23 protein-coding genes and 1 riboswitch are annotated in these 21,939 nt (G+C 39.3%); of the genes, 7 read left to right on the forward strand and 16 right to left on the reverse strand.

The genetic code is table 11. The features are described 5' to 3' along the window. Positions 1-204: 204 nt before the first annotated feature. Together ELX58_RS03335 and ELX58_RS07855 are read left to right on the forward strand one after the other, a co-directional pair. On the forward strand, positions 205-462 hold the full coding sequence (locus tag ELX58_RS03335) for a hypothetical protein (RefSeq protein ID WP_133441748.1): 258 nt from the start codon (positions 205-207) through the stop codon (positions 460-462). A 263-nt stretch (positions 463-725) separates the two neighbouring features. Further along, the gene (locus ELX58_RS07855) at positions 726-875 is read left to right on the forward strand and encodes a hypothetical protein (protein WP_162614619.1); all 150 of its coding nucleotides are present in this window, start codon (positions 726-728) and stop codon (positions 873-875) included. A gap of 156 nt (positions 876-1,031) precedes the next feature. Here ELX58_RS07855 and ELX58_RS03340 read toward each other — a convergent pair whose 3' ends face one another. The 12 genes from ELX58_RS03340 to ELX58_RS03390 all read right to left on the reverse strand — a co-directional run bounded on the left by ELX58_RS03340 (position 1,032) and on the right by ELX58_RS03390 (position 11,735). After that, positions 1,032-1,466: an Rrf2 family transcriptional regulator gene (locus ELX58_RS03340; RefSeq protein WP_133441749.1), complete on the reverse strand. Its 435-nt coding sequence runs from the start codon at positions 1,464-1,466 to the stop codon at positions 1,032-1,034. A 22-nt stretch (positions 1,467-1,488) separates the two neighbouring features. After that, positions 1,489-2,343, reverse strand: a complete 855-nt coding sequence (locus tag ELX58_RS03345) for an SDR family oxidoreductase (protein WP_133441750.1) — start codon at positions 2,341-2,343, stop codon at positions 1,489-1,491. A 500-nt stretch (positions 2,344-2,843) separates the two neighbouring features. Then, complete coding sequence (locus ELX58_RS03350; protein WP_133441751.1) at positions 2,844-3,047, reverse strand: hypothetical protein; 204 nt, start codon at positions 3,045-3,047, stop codon at positions 2,844-2,846. A 19-nt stretch (positions 3,048-3,066) separates the two neighbouring features. Further along, positions 3,067-3,195: a hypothetical protein gene (locus tag ELX58_RS08055; RefSeq protein ID WP_257791763.1), complete on the reverse strand. Its 129-nt coding sequence runs from the start codon at positions 3,193-3,195 to the stop codon at positions 3,067-3,069. Positions 3,196-3,713: 518 nt separating this feature from the next. Continuing rightward, complete coding sequence (locus tag ELX58_RS03355) at positions 3,714-4,214, reverse strand: aggregation-promoting factor C-terminal-like domain-containing protein (protein ID WP_133441752.1); 501 nt, start codon at positions 4,212-4,214, stop codon at positions 3,714-3,716. Between the two features lie 208 nt (positions 4,215-4,422). After that, entirely contained in the window at positions 4,423-5,067 is a 645-nt protein-coding gene (locus ELX58_RS03360; protein WP_162614620.1) for an IMPACT family protein, read from the reverse strand. A 63-nt stretch (positions 5,068-5,130) separates the two neighbouring features. After that, positions 5,131-6,006 carry a GRP family sugar transporter gene (locus ELX58_RS03365; RefSeq protein WP_133441754.1) on the reverse strand — a complete coding sequence of 292 codons (876 nt, stop codon included), beginning with the start codon at positions 6,004-6,006 and terminating at the stop codon, positions 5,131-5,133. A gap of 170 nt (positions 6,007-6,176) precedes the next feature. After that, entirely contained in the window at positions 6,177-6,491 is a 315-nt protein-coding gene (locus tag ELX58_RS03370; protein ID WP_133441755.1) for a hypothetical protein, read from the reverse strand. An 88-nt stretch (positions 6,492-6,579) separates the two neighbouring features. Beyond that, positions 6,580-7,140, reverse strand: coding sequence for an ECF transporter S component (locus tag ELX58_RS03375; RefSeq protein ID WP_133441756.1), 561 nt, complete (start codon positions 7,138-7,140; stop codon positions 6,580-6,582). Positions 7,141-7,252: 112 nt separating this feature from the next. After that, positions 7,253-8,680: a C69 family dipeptidase gene (locus ELX58_RS03380; protein ID WP_133441757.1), complete on the reverse strand. Its 1,428-nt coding sequence runs from the start codon at positions 8,678-8,680 to the stop codon at positions 7,253-7,255. Positions 8,681-8,700: 20 nt separating this feature from the next. Next, entirely contained in the window at positions 8,701-10,134 is a 1,434-nt protein-coding gene (locus ELX58_RS03385; protein WP_133441758.1) for a replication-associated recombination protein A, read from the reverse strand. Positions 10,135-10,253: 119 nt separating this feature from the next. After that, a complete protein-coding gene (locus ELX58_RS03390; protein ID WP_133441759.1) occupies positions 10,254-11,735 on the reverse strand; it encodes an amino acid permease in 1,482 nt (493 codons plus the stop codon). A 187-nt stretch (positions 11,736-11,922) separates the two neighbouring features. Then, a riboswitch (Lysine riboswitch) is annotated at positions 11,923-12,102 on the reverse strand. A gap of 97 nt (positions 12,103-12,199) precedes the next feature. Between ELX58_RS03390 and ELX58_RS03395 the strand changes: the two genes are divergently transcribed. From ELX58_RS03395 to ELX58_RS03405, 4 genes are all read left to right on the forward strand, one after another. After that, positions 12,200-12,649 (forward strand): hypothetical protein, encoded by a 450-nt coding sequence (locus ELX58_RS03395; RefSeq protein WP_133441760.1) that lies wholly within the window; start codon positions 12,200-12,202, stop codon positions 12,647-12,649. Then, positions 12,646-12,813: a hypothetical protein gene (locus ELX58_RS07860; protein ID WP_162614621.1), complete on the forward strand. Its 168-nt coding sequence runs from the start codon at positions 12,646-12,648 to the stop codon at positions 12,811-12,813. Before ELX58_RS03395 ends, ELX58_RS07860 begins: the two co-directional genes overlap by 4 nt. Positions 12,814-12,867: 54 nt before the next feature. Then, positions 12,868-13,161 (forward strand): hypothetical protein, encoded by a 294-nt coding sequence (locus ELX58_RS03400; RefSeq protein ID WP_133441761.1) that lies wholly within the window; start codon positions 12,868-12,870, stop codon positions 13,159-13,161. A gap of 392 nt (positions 13,162-13,553) precedes the next feature. After that, the gene (locus ELX58_RS03405) at positions 13,554-14,300 is read left to right on the forward strand and encodes a sulfite exporter TauE/SafE family protein (RefSeq protein WP_133441762.1); all 747 of its coding nucleotides are present in this window, start codon (positions 13,554-13,556) and stop codon (positions 14,298-14,300) included. Between the two features lie 68 nt (positions 14,301-14,368). Here the strand turns inward: ELX58_RS03405 and ELX58_RS03410 are convergent, their stop codons facing one another. Together ELX58_RS03410 and ELX58_RS03415 are read right to left on the reverse strand one after the other, a co-directional pair. Further along, the gene (locus tag ELX58_RS03410) at positions 14,369-15,328 is read right to left on the reverse strand and encodes a DMT family transporter (RefSeq protein ID WP_133441763.1); all 960 of its coding nucleotides are present in this window, start codon (positions 15,326-15,328) and stop codon (positions 14,369-14,371) included. Between the two features lie 366 nt (positions 15,329-15,694). Beyond that, positions 15,695-16,504, reverse strand: coding sequence for an oxidoreductase (locus ELX58_RS03415; protein ID WP_236747703.1), 810 nt, complete (start codon positions 16,502-16,504; stop codon positions 15,695-15,697). A 180-nt stretch (positions 16,505-16,684) separates the two neighbouring features. On the opposite strand from ELX58_RS03415, the gene ELX58_RS07865 reads away from it, so the two are divergent. Beyond that, entirely contained in the window at positions 16,685-16,822 is a 138-nt protein-coding gene (locus ELX58_RS07865) for a hypothetical protein (protein ID WP_162614622.1), read from the forward strand. Between the two features lie 65 nt (positions 16,823-16,887). On the opposite strand, the gene ELX58_RS03420 is transcribed toward ELX58_RS07865, so the two are convergent. Both ELX58_RS03420 and ELX58_RS03425 read right to left on the reverse strand, forming a co-directional pair. Next, a complete protein-coding gene (locus tag ELX58_RS03420) occupies positions 16,888-17,523 on the reverse strand; it encodes a hypothetical protein (RefSeq protein ID WP_133441764.1) in 636 nt (211 codons plus the stop codon). A 450-nt stretch (positions 17,524-17,973) separates the two neighbouring features. Then, entirely contained in the window at positions 17,974-21,771 is a 3,798-nt protein-coding gene (locus tag ELX58_RS03425) for a BspA family leucine-rich repeat surface protein (protein WP_133441765.1), read from the reverse strand. Between the last annotated feature and the right edge of the window lie 168 nt (positions 21,772-21,939).

Consider the following 21,939-nt stretch of genomic DNA (forward strand, 5'->3'; position numbering starts at 1 on the left):
AAAAGAAACCCTAGCGATTGGCTAGAGCTTCAAAAACAGGGGAAAGTAGTTGTTGTTGAGAAATGTACTGCAGCGGAATGGCTGGGTAGGATTGTTGAACCATCCCATGTTTTACTTTAAAGATAATCGATGAAGAAAAGCTCTTGATTAGTTATATCGATCGTGTCTATTATGAGTGTTATCCAATGGAAAGCACGTGATCATATGCGCATCAATAAAAAACGATTTAAGCAACAAAAACACGCCAATCAAATTAAACTTCCGCATGTTATAGTCCAGAAATTCGCGAAAGCCATTGCGATTGGCAATGTGCCAAGTAATCAACAGTTAAAGATTGCGGTTGATCTAGGTGTCGTTAAAAAGAACGCTAGTGGAAAACTAGATCCAAAATCATTAAATGATTACTTTACAACGTTTATTCAGCAACGCCACGCTGATGATGCCAGGAATCAGAATCAATAACAAACTTAAAGAATTAATTGATTTGTGGGGCACCCCAAGCCATCGCTGGATCTTTTGTCCAACTAAGAAAACGTTTTCAATGAGCTTAAGTTCACCTTTGAACAGTGCTTCTAAGTAACCTGCAATATTTATAATCCATATTGGCTAACTTTGCTCATTATTATCTAATAAATGATAGCCGATATGCTCCATAGTGCCCTACAACATGGGATTGACCCCAATAATAGATCGGCTAATATAATCTGGTGGAAGGAAATGATCTTATGACTATCAGGTTAATTAAAATCATCAAAGATCGTCACACTAACAGCATTAACAAAGACATCCAGCTTCGGAATGATCCTCAGTATCAGAAGATGTTGGACAATACTGATGCAGAGGTTAACTTCTTCCAAAAAGCAGCGATTAAATAATAATCATCGAGTCAGAGTTGCTGCACTGAATGGGATTCACTTCACATTCAGCAGCACTTTTCTTTTACCCTAAATGAACTTGTGAATAAAAAATGACCCCACCTTATTGAACAAATTTTGTTGTCCAACAAAATGGAGTCACTACATGTTTTTAATTTATTTACGATGTTTAAGTCGGTGTTCTTTTAAAACCTGATCAATAATGTCAGCTAACGTAATCTGATCCATCTCGTGTTCAGCAGCGTTCTGGACCTTATCATAAACACGATTTAAAACGGTTTGAATGTTGCCACCGACGATGCAGCGGGGATTAGTCTTCTTATCGATGTGAAGTAACTGACCGCCACCCAAAGCGTTGTAAACATCTAACAACGAAATCTGTTTTGGTGATCGAGTCAACTTTCGACTGGCAATTCCCGGTTTACTAGCAACTAATCCAGCTTTTGTTAATTTCGATAGTAACCGTCGAATTAAACTGGGGTTCGATTCTACACTGGCGGCAATCGTCTTGCTCGATAGATCATAATCACGGCAGACGTAGATGTACGTTAGAACGTGTACCGCGTCACTTAGCTTATGGGAATACTTCACCCAATCATCCCCTAATCAGGATTTATTTTAACATCTTTTTGATAGCTTCGGTCAATGGCATTAACGGGTGACCCAAGACCTTTTCTAAGTCATCGGAGTTTTCGGTTAATTCACCAGCCCGGATTAATTGCTGAGTTGAAACGACGAAGCCAGCAATCATGTCGTTCATACCAGCCTTTTTAAGAACCTGCTTGAATTGGTCATCACTAACCGGCATGGCTTTAACTGGTTTACCAATAACTTTAGCGACGACTTTTGCTAAGTCAGCGTAACTACGACTCTTACCAGCAAATTCATAAACAGGCTTCGGGTTATCACTAGCTAAGACCTTTGCAGCGCCCATAGCGTATTCAAATTCCGGAGCCCAGCCAACTTTACCGTCACCAGCAGAATACATAAGTGGCTGGCCCTGAGCGGCAGCCTTAATTAACATGGCGTCATCACGTAAGTACCAGTTATCACGAATAAAGGAGTACTTTAAACCGCTGTTCTTAAGGTTCTTTTCGGTCTGACGGTGATCAGCAGCGAATGCTGACTTAGTCTGATCAGCATGCGGGAAACTGGTGTAGGCGATGTATTTAACGCCAGCGGCCTTAGCAGCATCGATCATGTTCTGGTGCTGCTGAACACGGGAAACCTTGCCACCAGGCATTGATGAAATCATTAATAATTTATCAACGCTCTGTAATGACTTAGTTAACTGTGCTTTGTCATCATAGTCACCTGGTCGAACGGTAGTTCCGGCAGGTAAAACCTTTTTACCCTTCTCAACGTTTCGTGCTAAGGCGACCACGTTATCCTTACCGACTAACTTTTCTAAATCTTGAACGGCTAAACGACCTAAATGACCAGTTGCAGCACTAATTGCGTATTTCATAATAATTCGCTCCTTTACTTGTTACTTTATACTTAACTTGTGATTATTATAATAACATGCTCAGATAAAATGTCAAACTAAAAAGATCGCTGAATTTTTTATTCAGCGACCTTTTTTAAATATCGTAATTTTTGAGGAACGAACATATATGGCTATCAATTATTAGCAAGCAATAGATATTAGAGTTTCATTAGTAAATTTACGAGGTTAAATGAACTACATCAGGACTAAAGTCCCGAGTTTCTGGGAACGCTTGGCTCGTCACTCGTACCAATATATGAGCGATGTACATGCTAAGTTGTTTACCACGGCTCATTCCGAGCCTAGACGTAGAATATAATTCTAACGTCCACATTTATATGATTGATGCTTGGTTATCGCATTAATCACAAATATTATAACATTATGAATTTTATACGTCATTCATCTCGATATTAAAACATCGAGTATTATGACTAAAATTCATATTAGATAAAATAATAGGAGGCGAGTATTAATGGCTAATCCATACCGCCAGAGAACAGGTGTTTAAGATCACTCTTTAATTCGGCTTTCATTAAGTTCTTATCACTAACGGCGGGAACGATGTTAGTCATTGTTGACTGACTTTCAGCAAGTACTAACTTAAATAAATCATCTGTGTTTTTAGCAAGTTTATTACTAGCAGCTTCATCACTAGATGCACTTAACGCGTTCATTAACATAATATGATCTCCTAACTGATTATCGATCAGCCACCCCGTTATTTCGAGATGGCTTTAAAATACAAAACATGCGATACATATGATTAACCTCTAAATTTTTAATCTGAACCGGAACGCCAGTATGGCGACCACTAATCGCATTTTCCATATCGAACCATCTCTTTCTAATCTATAGTTTGGATCCTGTGAATCCTTTTTATTAAGTGGAGCTCTTCAATTCACTTAATTAACTTTACAATTATGATTATATACGTTATTCATCATATGTCAACATTATTTTAAAATATTTATTAATTGTTTCTAATGTATTGCAATTTAACCGTAATATGATACATTAGTAAATGTAATGTTAATTATTTAAAAAGAGGGCCATATTAATGCAACACGTATCCTTAGCACATCTCAATAAAGAATTCCTACAATCTCAAATTATTGCTGTCATCACATTACTCATGATTTCAGCCACAATTTTAATAATTGCCTTAGCCATTTAATTTGGGACCAAAATTGCATTAATCAATACATACCCACATTCACAGAAGGTCATTTATGGCCCTTGACTTTTAGACATTAGCAAAGCGACAAAAAAGCAGTGATAAATTAATATCACTGCTTTTTCTATTTATGAAATTTAAGGAAATGTTTATTAACTAATTTGATTGGCGATTAGTACCAACGATGAGCCTGCCAGAACTTTTTGGCGTTGACCCAAGAACCATAACGGGACTTGGCATAGGCATCAGCAACTTTAACCTGATGTTTATGATCTAAGTTAACGTGACCGTGCTTATAACCTAAGTAGTTAGGATCTAACTGGAAATAACCGATACAACGATGACCATAACTTAAAATGTTCCAACGATGACCACTTTCGTGCCAGGATACCCAGCTACGAGCACTGTAATCATTGTTGTTCAAGCCATCACGGAACCAGTCATTGTTGGACTGCTGATTATGATTAACCTGTTGTTTAGTCTGTTGAACCAAAGTAGTGTTGTTCTGATTCTGGTATTGCTGACTACTGTTTTGTTGGCTATTAGCGGTGTCGGCATGAATATTACCAGATAAACCGATGAATAATAAAACAGAAATTAAGACAATATAAACAACGTAAAATATGAGGGTTTTGCTCTTTTTACTACTTAAATCCTTAACAAGAGATTCCATAAAATTAATCATAATCCTTTCTGAAAAATTCGGTTACTAGAAATGTTGACCTCTCGATCAACCTGACAATTATTATAGTAAAGGTCAGATATTAACCATATGTTATAGGAATGTTACAAGATTGTGACGCTATATTAAATCATCGTAATATACGAAGAAAATAAGGCTACTACTTAATGTAGCAGCCTTTATATCATCTAATAATTTTCTATTTTACGTCGATTTCAGTGTACTTTTCTTTACCAATCTGATACTTAAATCGATCTGATAACAAGTTAGTAATTTCCTTAATGAACGCTTTAACTTTTGGCGTATCAATTGATACCGTCACCACCACTTGATCTGTATATTTAACGTTCACAATGTGGTAATGATTTTGGTGTAAATAATACTGTAATTTACCGAATAGATTGTAATTCAACCGCAGTTCGACCTGGGTCTGCATAACCTGTTTAACGATGTCAGCCTTTTCAATCGCACCAGATGCCGTTTCACCATAGGTCCGGGCTAAATGACTGGCACCCAATTCGGTGCCACCAAAGTATCGGGTTACGACCACCACGACGTTATGCAAATTTTTATGTTTAATGTCATTTAAGACTGACAATCCAGAAGTATTATTCGGTTCACCATCATCGTTCTTTCGTTGAATGTGGTCATCCCGACCAATCACGTACGCATAAGCATTCGCGCTCGCTTTTTTATTGGCGCCCTTGACCGCATTGATAAACTGTAAAGCTTCTTTTTCGTTACCAACCCGTTTAGCACGGCCGATAAAACGGGACCGTTTCCGAACGATCTCGAACGGAATTGCTTGCTGATGTTCTTTAATCGTTAAATAATTTTGATTCAATCTATCACCCATTAGAATTCGATCTATACGTTTATGTTAAGGCAAACTAAAAATCAGCCAAAATTAAATAAATCCAGTGATGACACCGCCAATCACAACTAAGAATAATCCGGATAAGGTATAGGCCAACGTCTTACCATGACGATGTTCCTTAAAGAAGATCAGGCCACCGAATGTGGAAACCACGGTACTCATTTGGGACAATGTAAAGCCGGTCGAAATCCCGCACAGCATGATCGTAATTAGATATGACAACGAGCCTAAACCGGAATTAACTCCGGTAATCATGTTCTTTAACGTGCCTTTAGAAAAGAGTAATTTACCAGCGTGATACTTTCGGATCATTAATGAAAAGGCAACTGCACTCACTAGCATTCCGATTGCCTGCGGTGGAAACGTCGACCAGCCACTAGCTTCAGGAATTTTCGGCAACGTTGAACAGGCAGTATAGCCAATTCCGGCACCTAACAGGAGCTTGATCACAGCCTTGGTGACCTGCATTTTACCTTGTTGATTACGGGTCTTTTCATCGCCACGGGTCGTTAAGAAGACCCCTAAAAAAATCAAAAGAATGGCGAAAAAGCCGGTAATTCGAGCTTCGGTACTGGCCCAACTACCAAAAAACATGACCCCGATTAAATTCACGCCAACGAGTTGAACCCCGGCACTAATCGGGGTGGTGATCGAAATCCCAAGGTCATATAAGCCCTTGTAGGTCGCTAGTTGTCCAACCGACCAACAAGCTCCGGCTAAGAAACACCACCAGAAAATGGAGTTATTCATCTCAGGGTGCTTAAAAATTAATACTAAGATGCCAAAAATAAAGGCCCCGTAAGTCGTTCCTAACAATTGTTCAATCGGTTTACCACCGAAGAGCTTAGCCCACAATGGGGTACAGCCCCAAAACACGGCCGTCAATAATGCAATCGCGATTCCCATAACATAATCCACCTAACTTCAGAATAAAAAGAGCCGCACTTTTTGCATGTGCTGCTTCTCATCGTTTTAAGATCTAAGTTAATTATATCATGATTGGATAGAGAAAAAGAAACCCCAAATTAGTTTGAGGTTTCTTCAAAGAAATGAATATTTTGATAAGAGCTTATAGCTTATTTAGCAGGAACTTTATCCTCAATGGCATCAATGGTGTCAGTCAACATGGCCTTAATTCGATCCTTCGTTAATTCATGGTGGTTAACGTCATATAAATCATAATGATCAACACCATGTTCAAAGAAGTAATTATTTAAAACTTTGCCGTCAACCGTTACTAACTTATGAGTATGCTGTAAAGCATCCTGGATCAGGTCATCAACTTCTAAAGCTCGAATATTATCGTCAACGTTGGTAATATTATGTAAATCACCCATCAAATGCTTCAATTCAGCAACTTCTTGTTCTGAAGTCTTTTTATAGTCTGCCATTTAGATCACCCGTATTTATAGTAACCCAAATTATATTTTTAATCTACCCTAAAAATAATGTTTCAGATATATAAATACGGGCACGCTTTTACTCTAATAAACGCTTTGGAATAGCTCTTAAAATCATCTTAACGATGAAGTAAGCCAATTCACTGAAGATGAAGATCGAAATAAAGCGAACGACAAAGCAAACTGATAACAGATCCAGTGGTAATTTATTGTAACCATTCATGAACCAGCTATAAATAAACGTCGTAATGTCGGCGCAAAAACTGGATAACGCTAACGTTAAATGTCCATAGTGTCTGTATCGGGTGAAGAAGAAACCGGCTTCGTAACCCACACCGTCGAAGACACCACTTAGAGCATCGGTCCAGCCGCCTTGGTCACCCATTAACATCTCGACGATTGATGATACGAACTGGCCAAAGAATGATGAACCTGGAAATCTGAATAACATCCCGACGATCGGGGCCGTTATCAACCATGGCCCTTGCGAAATATCTGCGGCCATCACTGATAGTCCAAACGGCATCAATAGCATTCTAATTCCGTCTTCTAAGAAACTAACCGAATAAAAGATGACCCCACAAATAATCGAGATTAAGGTCATTAAAATAATGTTCCTTAAACTAAAGCGACTTTTCAACGTTAAGATCCCCTAAATTTGAATTAAAAAATTTATGAAAAAGAGCCTGTTATGTTAACGTGTCTTCAACATAATTGACTCTTTTTCGTTTAATTTAATTAGCGATTATTTATTAATAAGCAAAGTCAGGTGAATGCAGAGCTTGCTTAACTAACTTACCAATGACCTGCATGGTTCGTTCCGTGATCTCATCAGAAGTGTCACAGGAAGCCTTGGTCAAGAATTCCTGGAGCTGTTCTGGTTGAAGATCTTTCGCTTTTTCGTCAGTCCAGTGAACCCGATGGTTAGCGTATTCCTGGCACTTTTCTTTGTAGGTATTGATCATATCAGCGTATTTCTTATAATTCTGGTTGACCAAAGCAGCTAACGTCTTGTACATCCAAAAGGCACTCTTCATCGTGTAGTGATTTTGATCCGCAATCTGATAGTTAGCCGGTGTCTTCAAAATATTCGTGAAGAACGGGACGTATGGACTGTAAGCAAATAAGCCCATCGCAAGCCATTCAACCACGGAATAATCAGCTGGAACGTTATTCCGGATCTGAATGATGTGTGATTCTTGACCACGATCAATTCCAATCGGTCGGAAAACGGGTTTCTTTAAGTTCGTTGGATCGTACTTAGTGTTCTGATAATGAGAAGCCAGGTAATATTCAGCGTCTTCGACCGTTAATTTCCGGTTAGCGTGCAGAATAAACGGAATGTTACCGCTGGTGGGCGTTAGCTTTTCAGCGATTTTTGGACTAAATAATTTAACTCCATACCAAGCCCGTGGTGTGTTGTAGTGACGATCCAAATTACCGTGGGTTCCGGCAATCTTACGCAGGTTAAAAGTACCCGGTTCCGGGTTAAGATGATGCTTTTTAACAAATTTCTTCAAATGTGATGACCACATGAAGTTTTTGTGATCCTTAAAGTCAACGTTCTGAATATTAATCTGGTTCGGTGCTAAGGCATAGCAGTCATCCGGAATTCGTTCAGCGACCCACTGGTGGCCACCGATACTTTCGAAGTACCAGATGTTGTCCTTATCAGCAAACGAGATCCCGTTGGACTGACCAGTACCGAACTTCTCAATCAATTTACCTAAGCGTTTAACACCCGCTTTAGCGCTATCAATATACGGCAAAACAACGGTAACCATGCTGTCTTCGTTAACCCCGTGTTTTACCAATGGGTCAAAGCCCTTAAAACGAGCGTTGGTGAATGCCGATTCAGTAGCACTCATGGCAACGTTCTTTTCGTTAACGCCTGCTTCTTCATAGAATGGATTATCTTTTGCGATTGCTGGGTTAACTTCCGGATCGTAGGTACTTGGACAGCACGTATAACGATAAGCGTGGGTCGGTAACGGAATCATGACCCCGGTCGTTGGTGACGTATAAACCCGATCCTTTTTGTCGTTAGCAGGACGAACTAAAAAGGTCTTCGGATTATACGGCGTGAAATAATCTTCATTTCTGGCAATGATGGTCGAACCGTCAATGCTAGCTTTCTTACCGATTAAAATCGATGTACAGTTATCAGAATATTTACGCATTTGATTCACCTTTTTCAATGTTATTTATGTTTTTGATCAAATTGATTTAAATCCATTGGTTTATATTGACTTAATTTATGATCACCGTGTTTGCGGTGCCAAGCTTTCACTTTCGCAATCTGCTTCATACGATTCTTAAAGTGACCTTCCAAGCCAAAGTCGGTCGGGTAATAATATTGTCGATCAACTAATTTCTTAGGCATGGTTCGCATTGCTGTAATGTGATCTTGATAATTTTCGGCGTACTTGTAATGTTCGCCGTAGCCCAGTTTATTCATTAATTTGGTTGGTGCATTTCTAATCTGGAGCGGAACCGGTAAATTCATGGTCTTTTTAACGTCATGTTCAGCTTTTTCACCAGCCTTTAGCAATGAATTGGACTTCGGATCCAAAGCTAAGCGGACGATGGCTTCAACCAACGCCAATCGACATTCTGGCATCCCTAAATAGCGGGCCACCTGAAACGCGTTCACGCAAGTCGTCAACGCACCTGGATCAGCTAAGCCAACGTCTTCACTGCTCATCCGGATCATTCTTCGGGCAATGTAGACTGGATCATCACCGCCCTCTAGCATTCGGTACATCCAGTAGATCGCTGAATTAACGTCCGAATTTCGGACCGATTTATGCAGTGCTGAAATCAGGTCGTAGTGCTGATCGCCCTTTTTGTCATACAACAGGAACCGACGGCCCATTAACTGCTTCAGGCTATCATTAGTAACCATTACGGTTTTATGATTAACGTTTCCGTTATCAACGGCCATCGCTAAAGTATTCAAAGCCTTGCGGGCATCACCGTTCGCAAATTTCGTGATCAACTCAATTTGTTTATCATTAATCTTAACGTGGTAATGATTAAAGCCGTTCGGACTTTTTAACGCATGCTTGATCAGCGTTTCAACATCTTTGGTGGTCAACTGATGAAATACGAAGACCTTACAGCGCGATAACAAGGCTGAATTAATGGTAAACGACGGATTCTCGGTCGTGGCACCGATCAAAGTAATGCTCCCCTTTTCAGTGTAAGGTAAGAAGGCATCCTGCTGAGACTTATTGAAGCGGTGAATTTCGTCGATAAAGACGATCACCTTTTTACCAAGTCGTCGATACTCTTCAGCTCGGCGCATTAAAATTTTAATCCGTCGAATGCTGGCGTCAGCCGCACTGAATTGCAGAAAGGTTGATTTGGTGTGTCGGGCAATGATCTCCGCTAAAGTCGTTTTACCGCAGCCTGGTGGTCCCCACAGGATCATGTCAGGGACCCGGTCACGAACGATCAAGGTTCGCAATAGTTGGCCTTTGCCTAACAGATTCTGCTGACCCACGAATTCATCAAGGGTTCTGGGTCTGACCCGATCAGCTAACGGAGTATTCTTTGACATCCCTTTGGTCGGATCAGTCAAATGGTTAGAACCCTGAGCAGGGTTACCAAACAGCGATTCCTGTTGATGCATGCGGACAGCCTCCTTGTTACTATTATAGTCTCATTTAGCTATAAAAAACGAAAATAAAAAGTACTGCTAATTATAATGCAGTACTTTTTCAATATCATTTATCTTAATATCTAAATTAATTATTTATTTAATTTACTCTGTTCAACTTCTTTCAGTGAACGAACGTCAATCTTCTTTAACGGAATGACGTGATCATGATGACTCCACTTGTAAGCGAAGTAAACGATCAGTAATACTGGAACACTGAAGTAAGTTACTAAGATGTTGAACCAATCAAGGCTAGCAATGGAACTGTAACCTTGGGCAACGATAATGAACAGACAGAAGATAATTGAAATAATGGCACAGAACTTGAACCACTTAGCATGGTAAGTCAATTCGTCAAAGCTATGGCCCTGTTTGATCCATGCGTTACCAAATCGGTAAGCGGCGATGGCGATCATTAACCATGCGATAAAGCCAAGTAAACTAGAACTAGTGATTAATTCATTATAAACCTTAGGACCAACGAAGCTTAAGCCATAAACAGCTAATGACAATACGGAAGTCAGAGTCAATGCTGAATACGGAATCCCTTTCTTAGTCGTGTTACCAAAGAAGTGGAGTGCACGGCTACGGTTGTTACGGCCCATGGAGTATAGAGAACGAGTACCGGCGTATAAACCAGAGTTAGCTGCTGAGATAACGGCGATTAAGATAATGGCGTTCATCAATGAAGCAGCGCCTTTTAAGCCGGCGTTCTTAAATACTAAGGTAAATGGACTCGTGGTAATGTTGGTTACACTTTGACCCAGTAATGCTTTACTGGTGTAAGGAATTAAGAATGACATTACGGCTAATGAACCAACGTAGAATAACATAATCCGCCAGAAAGTCTGCTTAATGGCTTTCGGAACGGCCTTTAACGGGTTACTACTTTCACCGGCAGTAATTCCAACTAATTCAGTACCCTGGAATGCAAATCCGGCTAAGATAAAGACGTTAACGGTTGAAGAAAAGCCACCAACAAACGGTGCTTTACCGATCGTAAAGTTCTTGAAGCCAACGGACTTGCCACCGAAGATACCAAAGATGGTAAGAACACCAACGACCAAGAATGCTAAAATAGCTAAAATCTTGATGAAAGCCATCCAGTATTCAGTCTGTCCGAAGGAACGAACTGAAACGGCGTTAATCAAAATAATCAATGCTAAGGCAATCAAGCTCCAGATCCATCCTGGTGTGCTCGGGAACCAAAACTTCATAATAATACCAACAGTAGCGATATCAATCGGAACGGTGAATACCCAGTTTAAGAAGTATTCAACATCAGTTGTAAAACCAGATGATTGATCAATGTATTGAGCACTCATGTCACCGAAACTACCACTTGGGAAGTGGGTAGCAACGGTACCTAAACAGGCCATTAAACAAAGCATGAACAATGCGATGGCACAGTAAGCTAACAGTGCACCACCTGGTCCGGCACTGGTAATCGCACCACCAGAGGTAATGAATAGACCAGTACCAATACAACCACCTAAGGCAATCATTGACATATAACGGTTCTTTAAGCCACGTCGCAAAGACTGAACTCTAACCGTTTTATTCCGTCTAAGCATAGAATTCCTCCTAATAATCAAAATCTCGAAGAGGAGGTTGGATAAGTTATTCATGTATCGAATCCAAGCAAAAAGCCCTTCAGTCAATTTTCTGACCGGAGGGCTTTTATCAACGTACCAAAAAATTCTTTCATTTCCGATACGCTTTGAAACGAAAGAACTTAATTTCTAACTTAGATTCGGTTCCATGATTCAAAGCTCTCCGTGAAAACTGATTCACGACAGTCCGTAATCTATTGAATTACGTCCCGGTACACCAATAACTGTTATTATCAGTACCTCGGCGACCTCCCCTTTCGATCAACGTCTACACAGTAACAGCTGTTCGATTGATCTAATTATGTCGGTCGCAACCTCTTCGATTTAATTTACAATTATAATAATACACCATTTTTCAAATATATCAATATATTTGTAAATAGAATATAATATAAATGTGGAATAATATTAAGAAGGTTTTCGATTTGATTAAGATCACAGCCCAAATGCTAATGAACGACATTGAGCCCATTAGCTTAGAAAATGAAGTCAATGATAACGAAACGTTACTGGTCGCCATGCGACAGAAAGCCAAGCGTGAACACATTAAATTAATGGCCAACTTCTGGAACAGCCACGAACCATTGGGTGTCGTTAAGGACAGTTTATTATACAAAGCTTTAGTCCTTTATTACTACCAAAAGGTCGGCAATTTTGAATATGAAGCCGCAAAGAACATTCATGGTTTCTTGAACAATAATTCATCAGAACCGAAAAAGAAATTCGGTTTCTTCTTTCACGCTAAGGCCGACATTCAACACCCCGCACTTCCGGTGGTCGTCTTTGCGACCCTGCTTAAACATGTGGGGACCATCCCTGATTTTCTAAAGTTCGTCAATCATCAAGTTGGCTACAAAAAGGACGTGGCAAAATGATCTACGTTGCGTTAATCTACCTGGCATGTATCTTTATCATCCTGTCATTAATGGGCGGAATCCTGGTAAGTCATCTTTGGTACATCGTTTTACTAATCAGCGTCATTTTATTCTTATACTGCCTTTCGAAACTGAAAAAGATCAGTAGAGGGCCCAGAAATTAAGCGTTATTTGTTATATCATATAGATAGTACCGTTTTAAGAAAGGACATTCAGTTATGAAAAAAGTAACACCAAAGCAAGCCGCAATCGTTGTTAAGTCTGGAATCTCCAACTTAATGCGTGACTTAGCCGATAAAAAAATTCCTGACAAAGCTAACCCCGTCAAGAACGATATCGATTACTGCAAGCAGGTCGCTAACTTATACTCTTACAAAGTCGACTTCGCAAAAGACGCCTACGGTAAATTAGTAACCATGAGTGACAAATTCGCCAAGGATGCTAATGTTGACGACGTTGCCGATGCTTGTAAGAAGAACTGGCCTGGCTTAGCTAAAAAGATCTTAGCTTAATTTTAAACTAATCACTTCATATAAAGACGAGTAGGAATTATTAAATTTCTACTCGTTTTTTCACCAAAAAGAAAGGACCGGCACGACACCGATCCCGAGTTAAACCTAGTTTGCAAAGGAGTCTCTTACAATGCTTGCTCCAATTAGCCACATAAGGAGTAGGAGCACTAAGAAAGTAGTTACTGCAGAAAGCCATTGCGGATGGCCGTAACGGTTTTGGTAAGGGACAAGGGCGTTAATTCGTCCTCGTCACTGTTCACTATAAACAATCAATAAAATTATGGTAGAATAACGAACGATTTTTGATGTGTCTATTTTTCACGTATAATAATAAGGATAACTAAATTTTCGAAGGTGATCTTATTCATTTTGCATTATGGCAAATTCTAGCGATGTTCCCGATTGGAGTCGTTGCTGGGATTATCAGTAGCAGTGTTGGTATGGCTTCGTTAGCCACCTATCCGTCGCTACTGTACATCGGTGACATGCCGGCCATCGCGGCTAACGTTACCAATACGTCGTCGATGATCTTTACCGGGATGGGTTCCGGCCTATCGTCCATCCCGGAACTCCGAGGCCACGTTAGACAGTTGTTATTAACGTTAGTTTGTACGTTCATCGGTAGTATCGGTGGAACTTATCTTCTATTATCTGAACCCAGTGCTTCATTCAAGAAAGTCGTTCCGTTCTTTATCTTAATTGCCGGGATCATGATCCTTTGGCCAAAGAAGCCCCTCAACGAAAACAGTGAAAATCATCAACGTAAAGTTAGAGTATGGGAATATCTGATCGGTGGCCTCGCTTTCTTGATTGCTGGAATTTACATGGGATACTTCGGTGCCGGAGCCGGCTTAATTTTAATTGCGGTTCTGTCACACATTACCGATGAACCTTACCCGGTATACAACGCCATCCGAAACGTATCGTCATTGTCAGCTAACGTGGTTGCCATGACAATCTACGCCATTAAAGCGACCGTTTACTGGGTGATGGTCATCCCGTTAGGCATCGGCCTATTCATCGGTGGTTACATCGGACCCAAGATCGTCCGGGTAATCCCCGAAAAGATTTTAAAGACGGTCGTTGGAATCTGTGCCCTGGTTTTATCGGTTGTGCTATTTTACCAAACTTATTTCTAAACTTAGATGATTACAGCAAAAAAGCCGTCAAAAATTTTGACGGCTTTTAATTTTATTCTAAATTGATTTTAGCTTTCGATTTCTTTAGCATCCTGTTTGGTAGTGCGGTGATGGAACCATTCCAAAATGTATACAGATAAGATGACTAAGATCGCACCTAAAATTTCGACCCAGTTAAAACTGGTGTGGAAAAAGATGATACTGATGACGAAGGTTGCAACTGGTTCAATGGCATCAACGATGCTGCTGACTTGACTGGAGGCAAAGCGCAAACTATATAGCATACAAGAGAATGCAATAATGGTACCAATGATGATGACACCGGTAACCCCTAAGATCAACGGAACGGTAATCTTCGGAACGTGCGTCCAGACTGGTGAATAAAGGTTAGAAAAGATACTGGTAATTAACGTACCCCAGCCCAGGATAACGATCGGTGAATTATCCCTCATTAACGGTTTTGGTTCTGCATAGTAAACACCGGCGGAAACGGCAGATAACAGACCGAAGATAATTGAAATCATCGGGATTGATAATTGACCAATGTTACCTTTAGTCACGGCTAGAAAAACCCCAACCAACGCTACCAAGAAAGCAACTAGATCACCCTTTAACGGCTTCTGACGCTTAAAGACAAAGGCGTATAAAGCAATGAACATTGGTGCCAAGTATTGTAAGATGGTGGCCATAGCGGCGTTACCTGATTGAATACAGATGTAGAACGTCGACATGTTCATCCCGATCCCGAAGATACTGTAAAGCAGTAACCGCTTGATATTTTTCTTCTTAAGCGGATCGAAGATGTGCTTACCAACTTGGCAAAAGCCAATTAGTAATAATAAGACTCCAGCAAACAGAGTTCGAAACGACATGAACCATTGCGTAGAAACCGCTTCGTTCTGAGAAACGAATTGCATTAAGTTACCTGAAATCCCCCAGAGACACGATGCGGTCGCTGACCAAAAGATCCCTTTTTCAACGTCACGCCTTACGATGTGCGTGTTCAATTGAGTTTTTTGTTGATCCATAAAAACCAATCACTCCATCTATTTAACAAATCATCAAAGTAAACTAAAAAGCTGCCGATTTTCCAACCGTGCAGCTTTCGTTTCATAATTAAGATCATGATTTACGATTTACACGGCCGAGTCTGCCCCCGCCTGTGCAAATCAACGATTTCTTGTAAAATCTCGTTTATTTAATTCTTCGCACAGACGCTAATTAATTTAAACCAGAATTTGAATTCACGTTATTATTCAAATTTCGATTCAAATTATTAGCATCCACTAACATTTCGAATCTAAATAACATTTAAGAGAACTCCCTAAATAACGGATCTATTTTCTCTAACTATTATTATCATATCATTTTACATAATCCCAATTCAAGATAACTTAGACTCTTTGCATGATATGGTCAAACCAACTGGTTGGCAAAATTGCGTGAAGAAACACGATCAGCTTAGCGTAACGACCGACTAAGTAACGGGCTTTAGGCTTTTTAGTTACGGTAGCATCGCAAATCACCCTCGCAATCTTAATCGGTGCTGTAGCGTTGCCGTCTGGTCGGTACATGTGCTCTAACGTGTGAGCCATTTTCATACCCGGCTTTTCGTAAACGTCACCCTTAACGGTTTTGATTAAATGATTAGCCGCAATTTTACCCCATGGTGTTTTAATGATGCCAGGCTCAATAATTATGACCTGAATGCCAAACGGAGATAATTCAATTCGCATATCACTACTTAAGGCTTCCACGGCATACTTAGAAACGTTGTACCAGTCACCAAAATGCATTGGGACCTTACCAGCAATTGAGGCTAGATTAATGATTTTACCAAACTGATGCTTACGCATTGACGGGATCACTAGCTTTGATAATCGAGCAATCCCCAAGACGTTAACGTTAATCTGATTTTTAGCTTCTTGGATCGGAACTTCTTCAACGGGACCGAATGATCCATAACCGGCACAATTGATTAAGACGTCAATTCGACCGTGATCATGCAAAATTTGTTCAACACAAACCTGACATGATGTTGGATCAGTTACGTCCAGTTGAACGGTATGAATTCCTAATTTTTCAAGGTCTTTCATCTTATCTAGATGACGTGCGCCACCATAGACGGTATTACCAGCTTTTGCCAATAAAATTGCCACTTGTTTTCCCATGCCACTGCTGGCACCGGTGATTAATATAACCAAGGTTAGCCCTCCTCATGTATCCTTAAGTATACTAAAGATATTCCTTACGTTACAAATATGTTAACGTTTACTAGGAAAGTTGATTAGCGTTTTGATTAGAGTAAAATTTAATCTTGTGCGTGTTTTTTATTACGCATATTTCCAAGAAATCGATAATAATTATAGAAAGAAACATTTAAAATGATGAAACGAGACTATCAGACCTATACGTTAAAACCAATTATGAAGGATGATGACACCGAAAAAGAACATTTGGATCAGCCTAACCTGATCTTATTTGTCGTAATTGTCGTTTGTGCCATCCTGTTCTGGGTCTAAAATTATCTAAAAGAAAAGGGCCGTTGTTTAATGACGACCTTTTCACGGCTAACCTTGGTAATTAGTTAGCCGCTAATTCTTTTGGAGATAATGTAGATGTCATTGATGATGTCTTTTGAAATCCCCTGATTAGCGATGATGGTTCCCATGTAGTCCAGCATGTTGTCCATCATCATGATAATTCGACTCGATACAGAATTGACGACGTAGCTGATATCATCAAGATTAGAACTAATTGTATCAACTTGGTCGTCGACATGAACACCATAATGCGCTTTGATGATTGGATTAATAACCTGAGCATCGTCAGCCATGGCGATCAGACTGCTGTTGGTGAGTGATCTTGCGTCCTTTACGGAACTTTTCATGGCTGCGACACTGGCTTTGATATTTTGGATTATCTGAAGATTAAAATGCTTGGCATTATAAATATCAGTGGTGACGTTGATATCAGCCTTGATCATCTTGATATCGCTAACCAGCATGTCGACCAAATCACGCCGGGTTTCATCAATACTCGAAGTCATATGGTCGAGATTGGCAATCATTTTGATGTCACTAGTATTAATCAGTTTAGAATTGGATGAATTAACCACATCCCTAATTGACGCAACATTCGCATTAATCACGTCCATTTTACGTGACATGTTACTCATCACATCAAACATATGAGGCATCTTACTGACGTTAACACTTGACATCGATATTACCTGGTTTCTAAAAACAGAGCATAAAACAACATAAGTATAAATTTAGAGAGACTTACAGACCTGAATGTATGAAAAAATCCTCACGATGATTTAACAATCGTGAGGATTTTATTTTTTATGACTTGAAATTCGATCAAACCCGCACGGTTGTTAAAATTACCGTGCGACATTAGAAATCAGCAGATCTTTAAACTATCCAATCGATTCACACGGCATGGATTAATGATATTAATCGCAATATTGATAATGCTGTGAATCGCTTGAATTAACTTAAACATCTGACTGACCTCCTTTTTCATAACGTTCATCTACTATGATAAACATTATCTGAATAATGTCAATAATATATTTGATAAATATTAACTTTTATATTATTTATAAAATAAAAGGGCTTGCATGATTTAAACAATTACGCAAGTCCTTTATTTTTTAGGTTAGATTTTATTTATTATCTTTTTGACGCTTCAAGGTTGGAATCATGAATGCCAAGCCCAATGCCAACAGAACAGCGGCGGCTAAGCTCATGTGTTCATGAGCTTCTCCGGTTTGCGGTAGCTTGTTACCGTTATTGGCATTATTAGTTTGAGCATTCTTATGATTACTCTGATTAGTTTGTGCAACATTGCGATAACCTTTTTCAGCTTGTTCAAAATCATGATAACCCTGAACATAGTAGCGGTCATTGCTCTGCATTGCATGACCAAGTCGGGCATCATTGATCCCGCCAAAGTATGCATGAACTTCAGAGGCACTCATGCTACGCATGTGATTAATACCAGCAACGTTCATCTGACCATATCTTGAGCCATATTGATGATAACCATAGCGATTACCGTACAGCTTATGATATTGTCCAGCAGACATACCAGTACCAGCATATTGTGGATAGCCGTGACGTCCGTAATGGCCATAGTGGTCATTGCCATTAACATTGTTAACGCCGTTAATTCCGTTGAGTCCTAACAATCTCATTAATCGCTTCTTGGCTTGATGCATCTGTTTTGGAGTAGCATTACCATTCTTTAAGAAGTTAATGAGGCTTGGAACATCATTTGGGATCGTCACGTTAGTAATCGATTGAGTGGTGTAATGAGTAATACCACCATTCTTATTAATGGATTTCCCTTTAGAATAACGATGAGAAGCAGGTGCTCCTGATGTAGTGTGGGCTGCAACACTATTAGTTGTGTATGGTGCAATCGGATGACTTGCCGTTGTATTCTGAGTACGTTTCGAATCACTGCTCTGACCAGAACTCGGTTGTGCGCTCGAGCTTGGTTGAATATTCGGTAAGACCGCAATCGGCTGCGGCTGCTTATCGTTATTGAACGTCAGACCCTGCGTCTTCTGACCTGGGGCGACGTGATAGCCCTGCGGAACCGTATCCGACGGGACATCGAACGTGGTCTGCTTAGGGTTATTCGGATCGTAACTGTACTTCTGCGGAGTAGAACCTGGAACGGGCTTGCCGTTAACCGTGTACTGAACGGTCTCACTGTCGGGGGCCACTGGCACGTTAGTCGTGGCCGTGCCCGTCTTATCAGGCGTGTAATTTACCGGTGTGGAATCGCTGGCTAAGTGGTAACCCGCAGGTACGTCCTGCGCGTTCTTCTTAGTGACGTTCTGATCACTCGGCTTGGTCTGATCGAAGGTCTGCGGATCCTTACCTTTCGTCTGACCGTTATACGTATAGATGACGTTCGACGTGTTCGGTGCCACATAAATAACAACTGTTTGTGGCACTCGTTTTCCATTTATAATTGTAGGTGCCTTTTCTGTATCTATTTCTTCAGTATTATCTGTAGCAGAAACATAATGATATCCCTTGGGAATACGATTAAAATCCGTTTTTACATCATGCTCAATATTATTATAACTGCGATGTATATGATAAAATCTATCATTACTATTACCAATATCACTTTGATCTGAAACAGGCGGAGTTTCTGGAGTTATATTATTGCCATTATTTTTATCAACATATTGTAAGATAATGTCACTTGGTTTAATACTCCATCCATCTGGTAAAATTTCTAAATTTATAGCTCCACCATATGCAACCCTGTCACTTGACTTAAAGAACGGTTTATATCCATTAGGTATTCCTTCTGGATGATAACCAACTTCAACTGGAAATTCATCAATTTTATCATTAATACTCTTATAATCACTAGACTGTCCTATAGGTCCATACTCATCACTCATTCCAGTTGTATAAGTTTGACCATTTTTAGTATATGAAGTCCCATAAAGGCCATAAGTTTTATTCTTATTAGAGTATAAGACACCCCAACGTTCTCCTGGTTTACCTAAATTAAGTTCCTTATTACCAAAGTAATAATAAAATTTTGCAGGTGCTACCTTAGATGTTTTAGCTGTAGCATTTTTATTCGTGACGTAAAAATTACCTCGCCGTTTATCTTTATTTGTATTTAGGCTAATATCACCAGGATGTTCCGTATAACCGTTTAGAACCCATGGCTTATAATAAGTATTCCCACCATCAGATTGATAATAGTAATCTGAATTATTTGGATTATATTGACTAACGCCATGCTTAGTAGAACGTGTATCAGGTTTAGCGGATACATAGTCAATAGTCCAATTAGCACCAGGAATAGTAAATGTCATGACAGGATTTGACTTTATTTCCCCATTTGATAATTTTCTTACAGTATAATTGGCCGAAGGAAATGCATCACAATGTTTAGCTAAATAATCAAAGAAATCACTATCATTCTGAAATACATAAGCATTACCTGTATCTGTACTACTTGCTCCGTTAGGTGCCACATGACTAACATTAGTATTTGTAAGTAATCCATTTAGATTCCAGTCCTTAGACAAGGCTTTAAATGTAAATAGAGCATCAGAGTTATTAATGTCACTGTCGTTTAAATCACTGTCAAATAAATGGGGATCATTTTTAAACATAAAAGCAAAATTACGGACCTTACTGGTATCCCAATTAGTTAGTGCTTTTATATTACTTAACTTAAAATCACTACGGAACATTTGTGGCATCCATAAAACACTGGATGTATCCCAATTACTTAATCCACTAATATTAGTTAACGCTGTATCTTTATAAAACATAAGACTCATATTAGTAACATTATGCATACCCCAATTACCAATTGGTGTAACATTCGTAAGACTTGAGTCGTTAGAAAACATATTATTAGTGAACTGAACATTACTGGTATTCCAGTCGCTTAATCCACTAAGATCACTTAAATTTTTATCGTTATCAAACATGTAACTCATATTAGTAACATGACTAGTGTCCCAGGTACTCAAATCATTAGTGGTTGTAATACTTGGATCGTTTTCAAACATATGACTCATATCACTAGCATCACTAGTATTAAGTCCAGTTACTTTTTGTAAATCTGAATAACCTTCAAACATCCGATGCATATCAGATAAATCACTAGTGTGAAAATGAGGTCCAAAATCAACTTCTGTTACTACTTTTTGTACATCACCTGGTCTACTATATGTAGATCTGTGGTTGTCCTTGATATTATTTAGAATATCATACATGAATCTTTGTCCATTAGTAAGATTAGGATCAGAGTTTTGTAATTGTGAGGAATTCCATTGGCCCTTATCAAAACGTAATGTACTACCGTCCCAATCGTAATAAATGTCATCAAAATCAGTATCAGTTGAGGGGGCTGTGTAATCCGAATTAGTATTTGTGTTATTGGTACTACCTAACTTCATCACACCCAACTTCATCAGAGCATGATGTGCCACTTGATTAGCACCACTAATTTGCGACTTAAAACCGTCACCACTTGATTCTCGATTGTCACGAAGATTATTGGTACTTTCACCATCATTACTTTGGGTAGTCTTCGCCTGTAATGCAGAGTTTACTACACTATTAGCGTTACTTGTAATCTGCTTAAAAGAACTGTTCGATGTATTATTATTTATACTCTCATTAAGATTATTTTGAGCAACGTTAGTCTGTGCTGCACTTACCAAATGGGCATGCATATGAGAGGCATCGCTCATAACATCTCCAGATGTAGATTGAGGATTCTGTTGTGCGTTTGCACTAGTATTATTAGGGTTGGTTTGAGCATGTGCAATCTTGCCCTTGTGAGCAACCGACGCACCACCTAACGTAGCTAATAGCGCTAATGAAACAACGACCCATCGCTTTCTAATTTTATGTAATACTTTTTTGTCATTAGTTTTTCTATATTGACGTTTATTGTATCCCAAAACGATGTCCTCCTCATTTTTATCATATAAATATAAGGTTTTCTTTTTTGATTACTTTCTGTTACTTCATGTTTCGTTTTATAGATTTACATGCGTAAACCTTTATTATAATATCTTGAATATTAATTTATGTCAATATCTTGTGAGATTGTGAAACATAATTTCAAT

The sequence above is a fragment of the Acetilactobacillus jinshanensis genome (genome assembly GCF_004359375.1).
GTDB lineage: Bacteria > Bacillota > Bacilli > Lactobacillales > Lactobacillaceae > Acetilactobacillus > Acetilactobacillus jinshanensis.

What these genes read in the sequence shown, in the direction of transcription:
- ELX58_RS03405 (WP_133441762.1), top strand. Translation starts at nt 13,554, where the DNA reads ATGTTCCCGATTGGAGTCGTTGCTGGGATTATCAGTAGCAGTGTTGGT.
- ELX58_RS03400 (WP_133441761.1), top strand. Translation starts at nt 12,868, where the DNA reads ATGAAAAAAGTAACACCAAAGCAAGCCGCAATCGTTGTTAAGTCTGGA.
- ELX58_RS03365 (WP_133441754.1), bottom strand. Translation starts at nt 6,006, where the DNA reads ATGGGAATCGCGATTGCATTATTGACGGCCGTGTTTTGGGGCTGTACC.
- ELX58_RS08055 (WP_257791763.1), bottom strand. Translation starts at nt 3,195, where the DNA reads ATGGAAAATGCGATTAGTGGTCGCCATACTGGCGTTCCGGTTCAGATT.
- ELX58_RS03390 (WP_133441759.1), bottom strand. Translation starts at nt 11,735, where the DNA reads ATGCTTAGACGGAATAAAACGGTTAGAGTTCAGTCTTTGCGACGTGGC.
- ELX58_RS03380 (WP_133441757.1), bottom strand. Translation starts at nt 8,680, where the DNA reads ATGCGTAAATATTCTGATAACTGTACATCGATTTTAATCGGTAAGAAA.
- ELX58_RS03420 (WP_133441764.1), bottom strand. Translation starts at nt 17,523, where the DNA reads ATGTCAAGTGTTAACGTCAGTAAGATGCCTCATATGTTTGATGTGATG.
- ELX58_RS03345 (WP_133441750.1), bottom strand. Translation starts at nt 2,343, where the DNA reads ATGAAATACGCAATTAGTGCTGCAACTGGTCATTTAGGTCGTTTAGCC.
- ELX58_RS03355 (WP_133441752.1), bottom strand. Translation starts at nt 4,214, where the DNA reads ATGGAATCTCTTGTTAAGGATTTAAGTAGTAAAAAGAGCAAAACCCTC.
- ELX58_RS03350 (WP_133441751.1), bottom strand. Translation starts at nt 3,047, where the DNA reads ATGTTAATGAACGCGTTAAGTGCATCTAGTGATGAAGCTGCTAGTAAT.
- ELX58_RS03385 (WP_133441758.1), bottom strand. Translation starts at nt 10,134, where the DNA reads ATGCATCAACAGGAATCGCTGTTTGGTAACCCTGCTCAGGGTTCTAAC.
- ELX58_RS07860 (WP_162614621.1), top strand. Translation starts at nt 12,646, where the DNA reads ATGATCTACGTTGCGTTAATCTACCTGGCATGTATCTTTATCATCCTG.
- ELX58_RS07865 (WP_162614622.1), top strand. Translation starts at nt 16,685, where the DNA reads ATGATGAAACGAGACTATCAGACCTATACGTTAAAACCAATTATGAAG.
- ELX58_RS07855 (WP_162614619.1), top strand. Translation starts at nt 726, where the DNA reads ATGACTATCAGGTTAATTAAAATCATCAAAGATCGTCACACTAACAGC.
- ELX58_RS03335 (WP_133441748.1), top strand. Translation starts at nt 205, where the DNA reads ATGCGCATCAATAAAAAACGATTTAAGCAACAAAAACACGCCAATCAA.
- ELX58_RS03410 (WP_133441763.1), bottom strand. Translation starts at nt 15,328, where the DNA reads ATGGATCAACAAAAAACTCAATTGAACACGCACATCGTAAGGCGTGAC.
- ELX58_RS03370 (WP_133441755.1), bottom strand. Translation starts at nt 6,491, where the DNA reads ATGGCAGACTATAAAAAGACTTCAGAACAAGAAGTTGCTGAATTGAAG.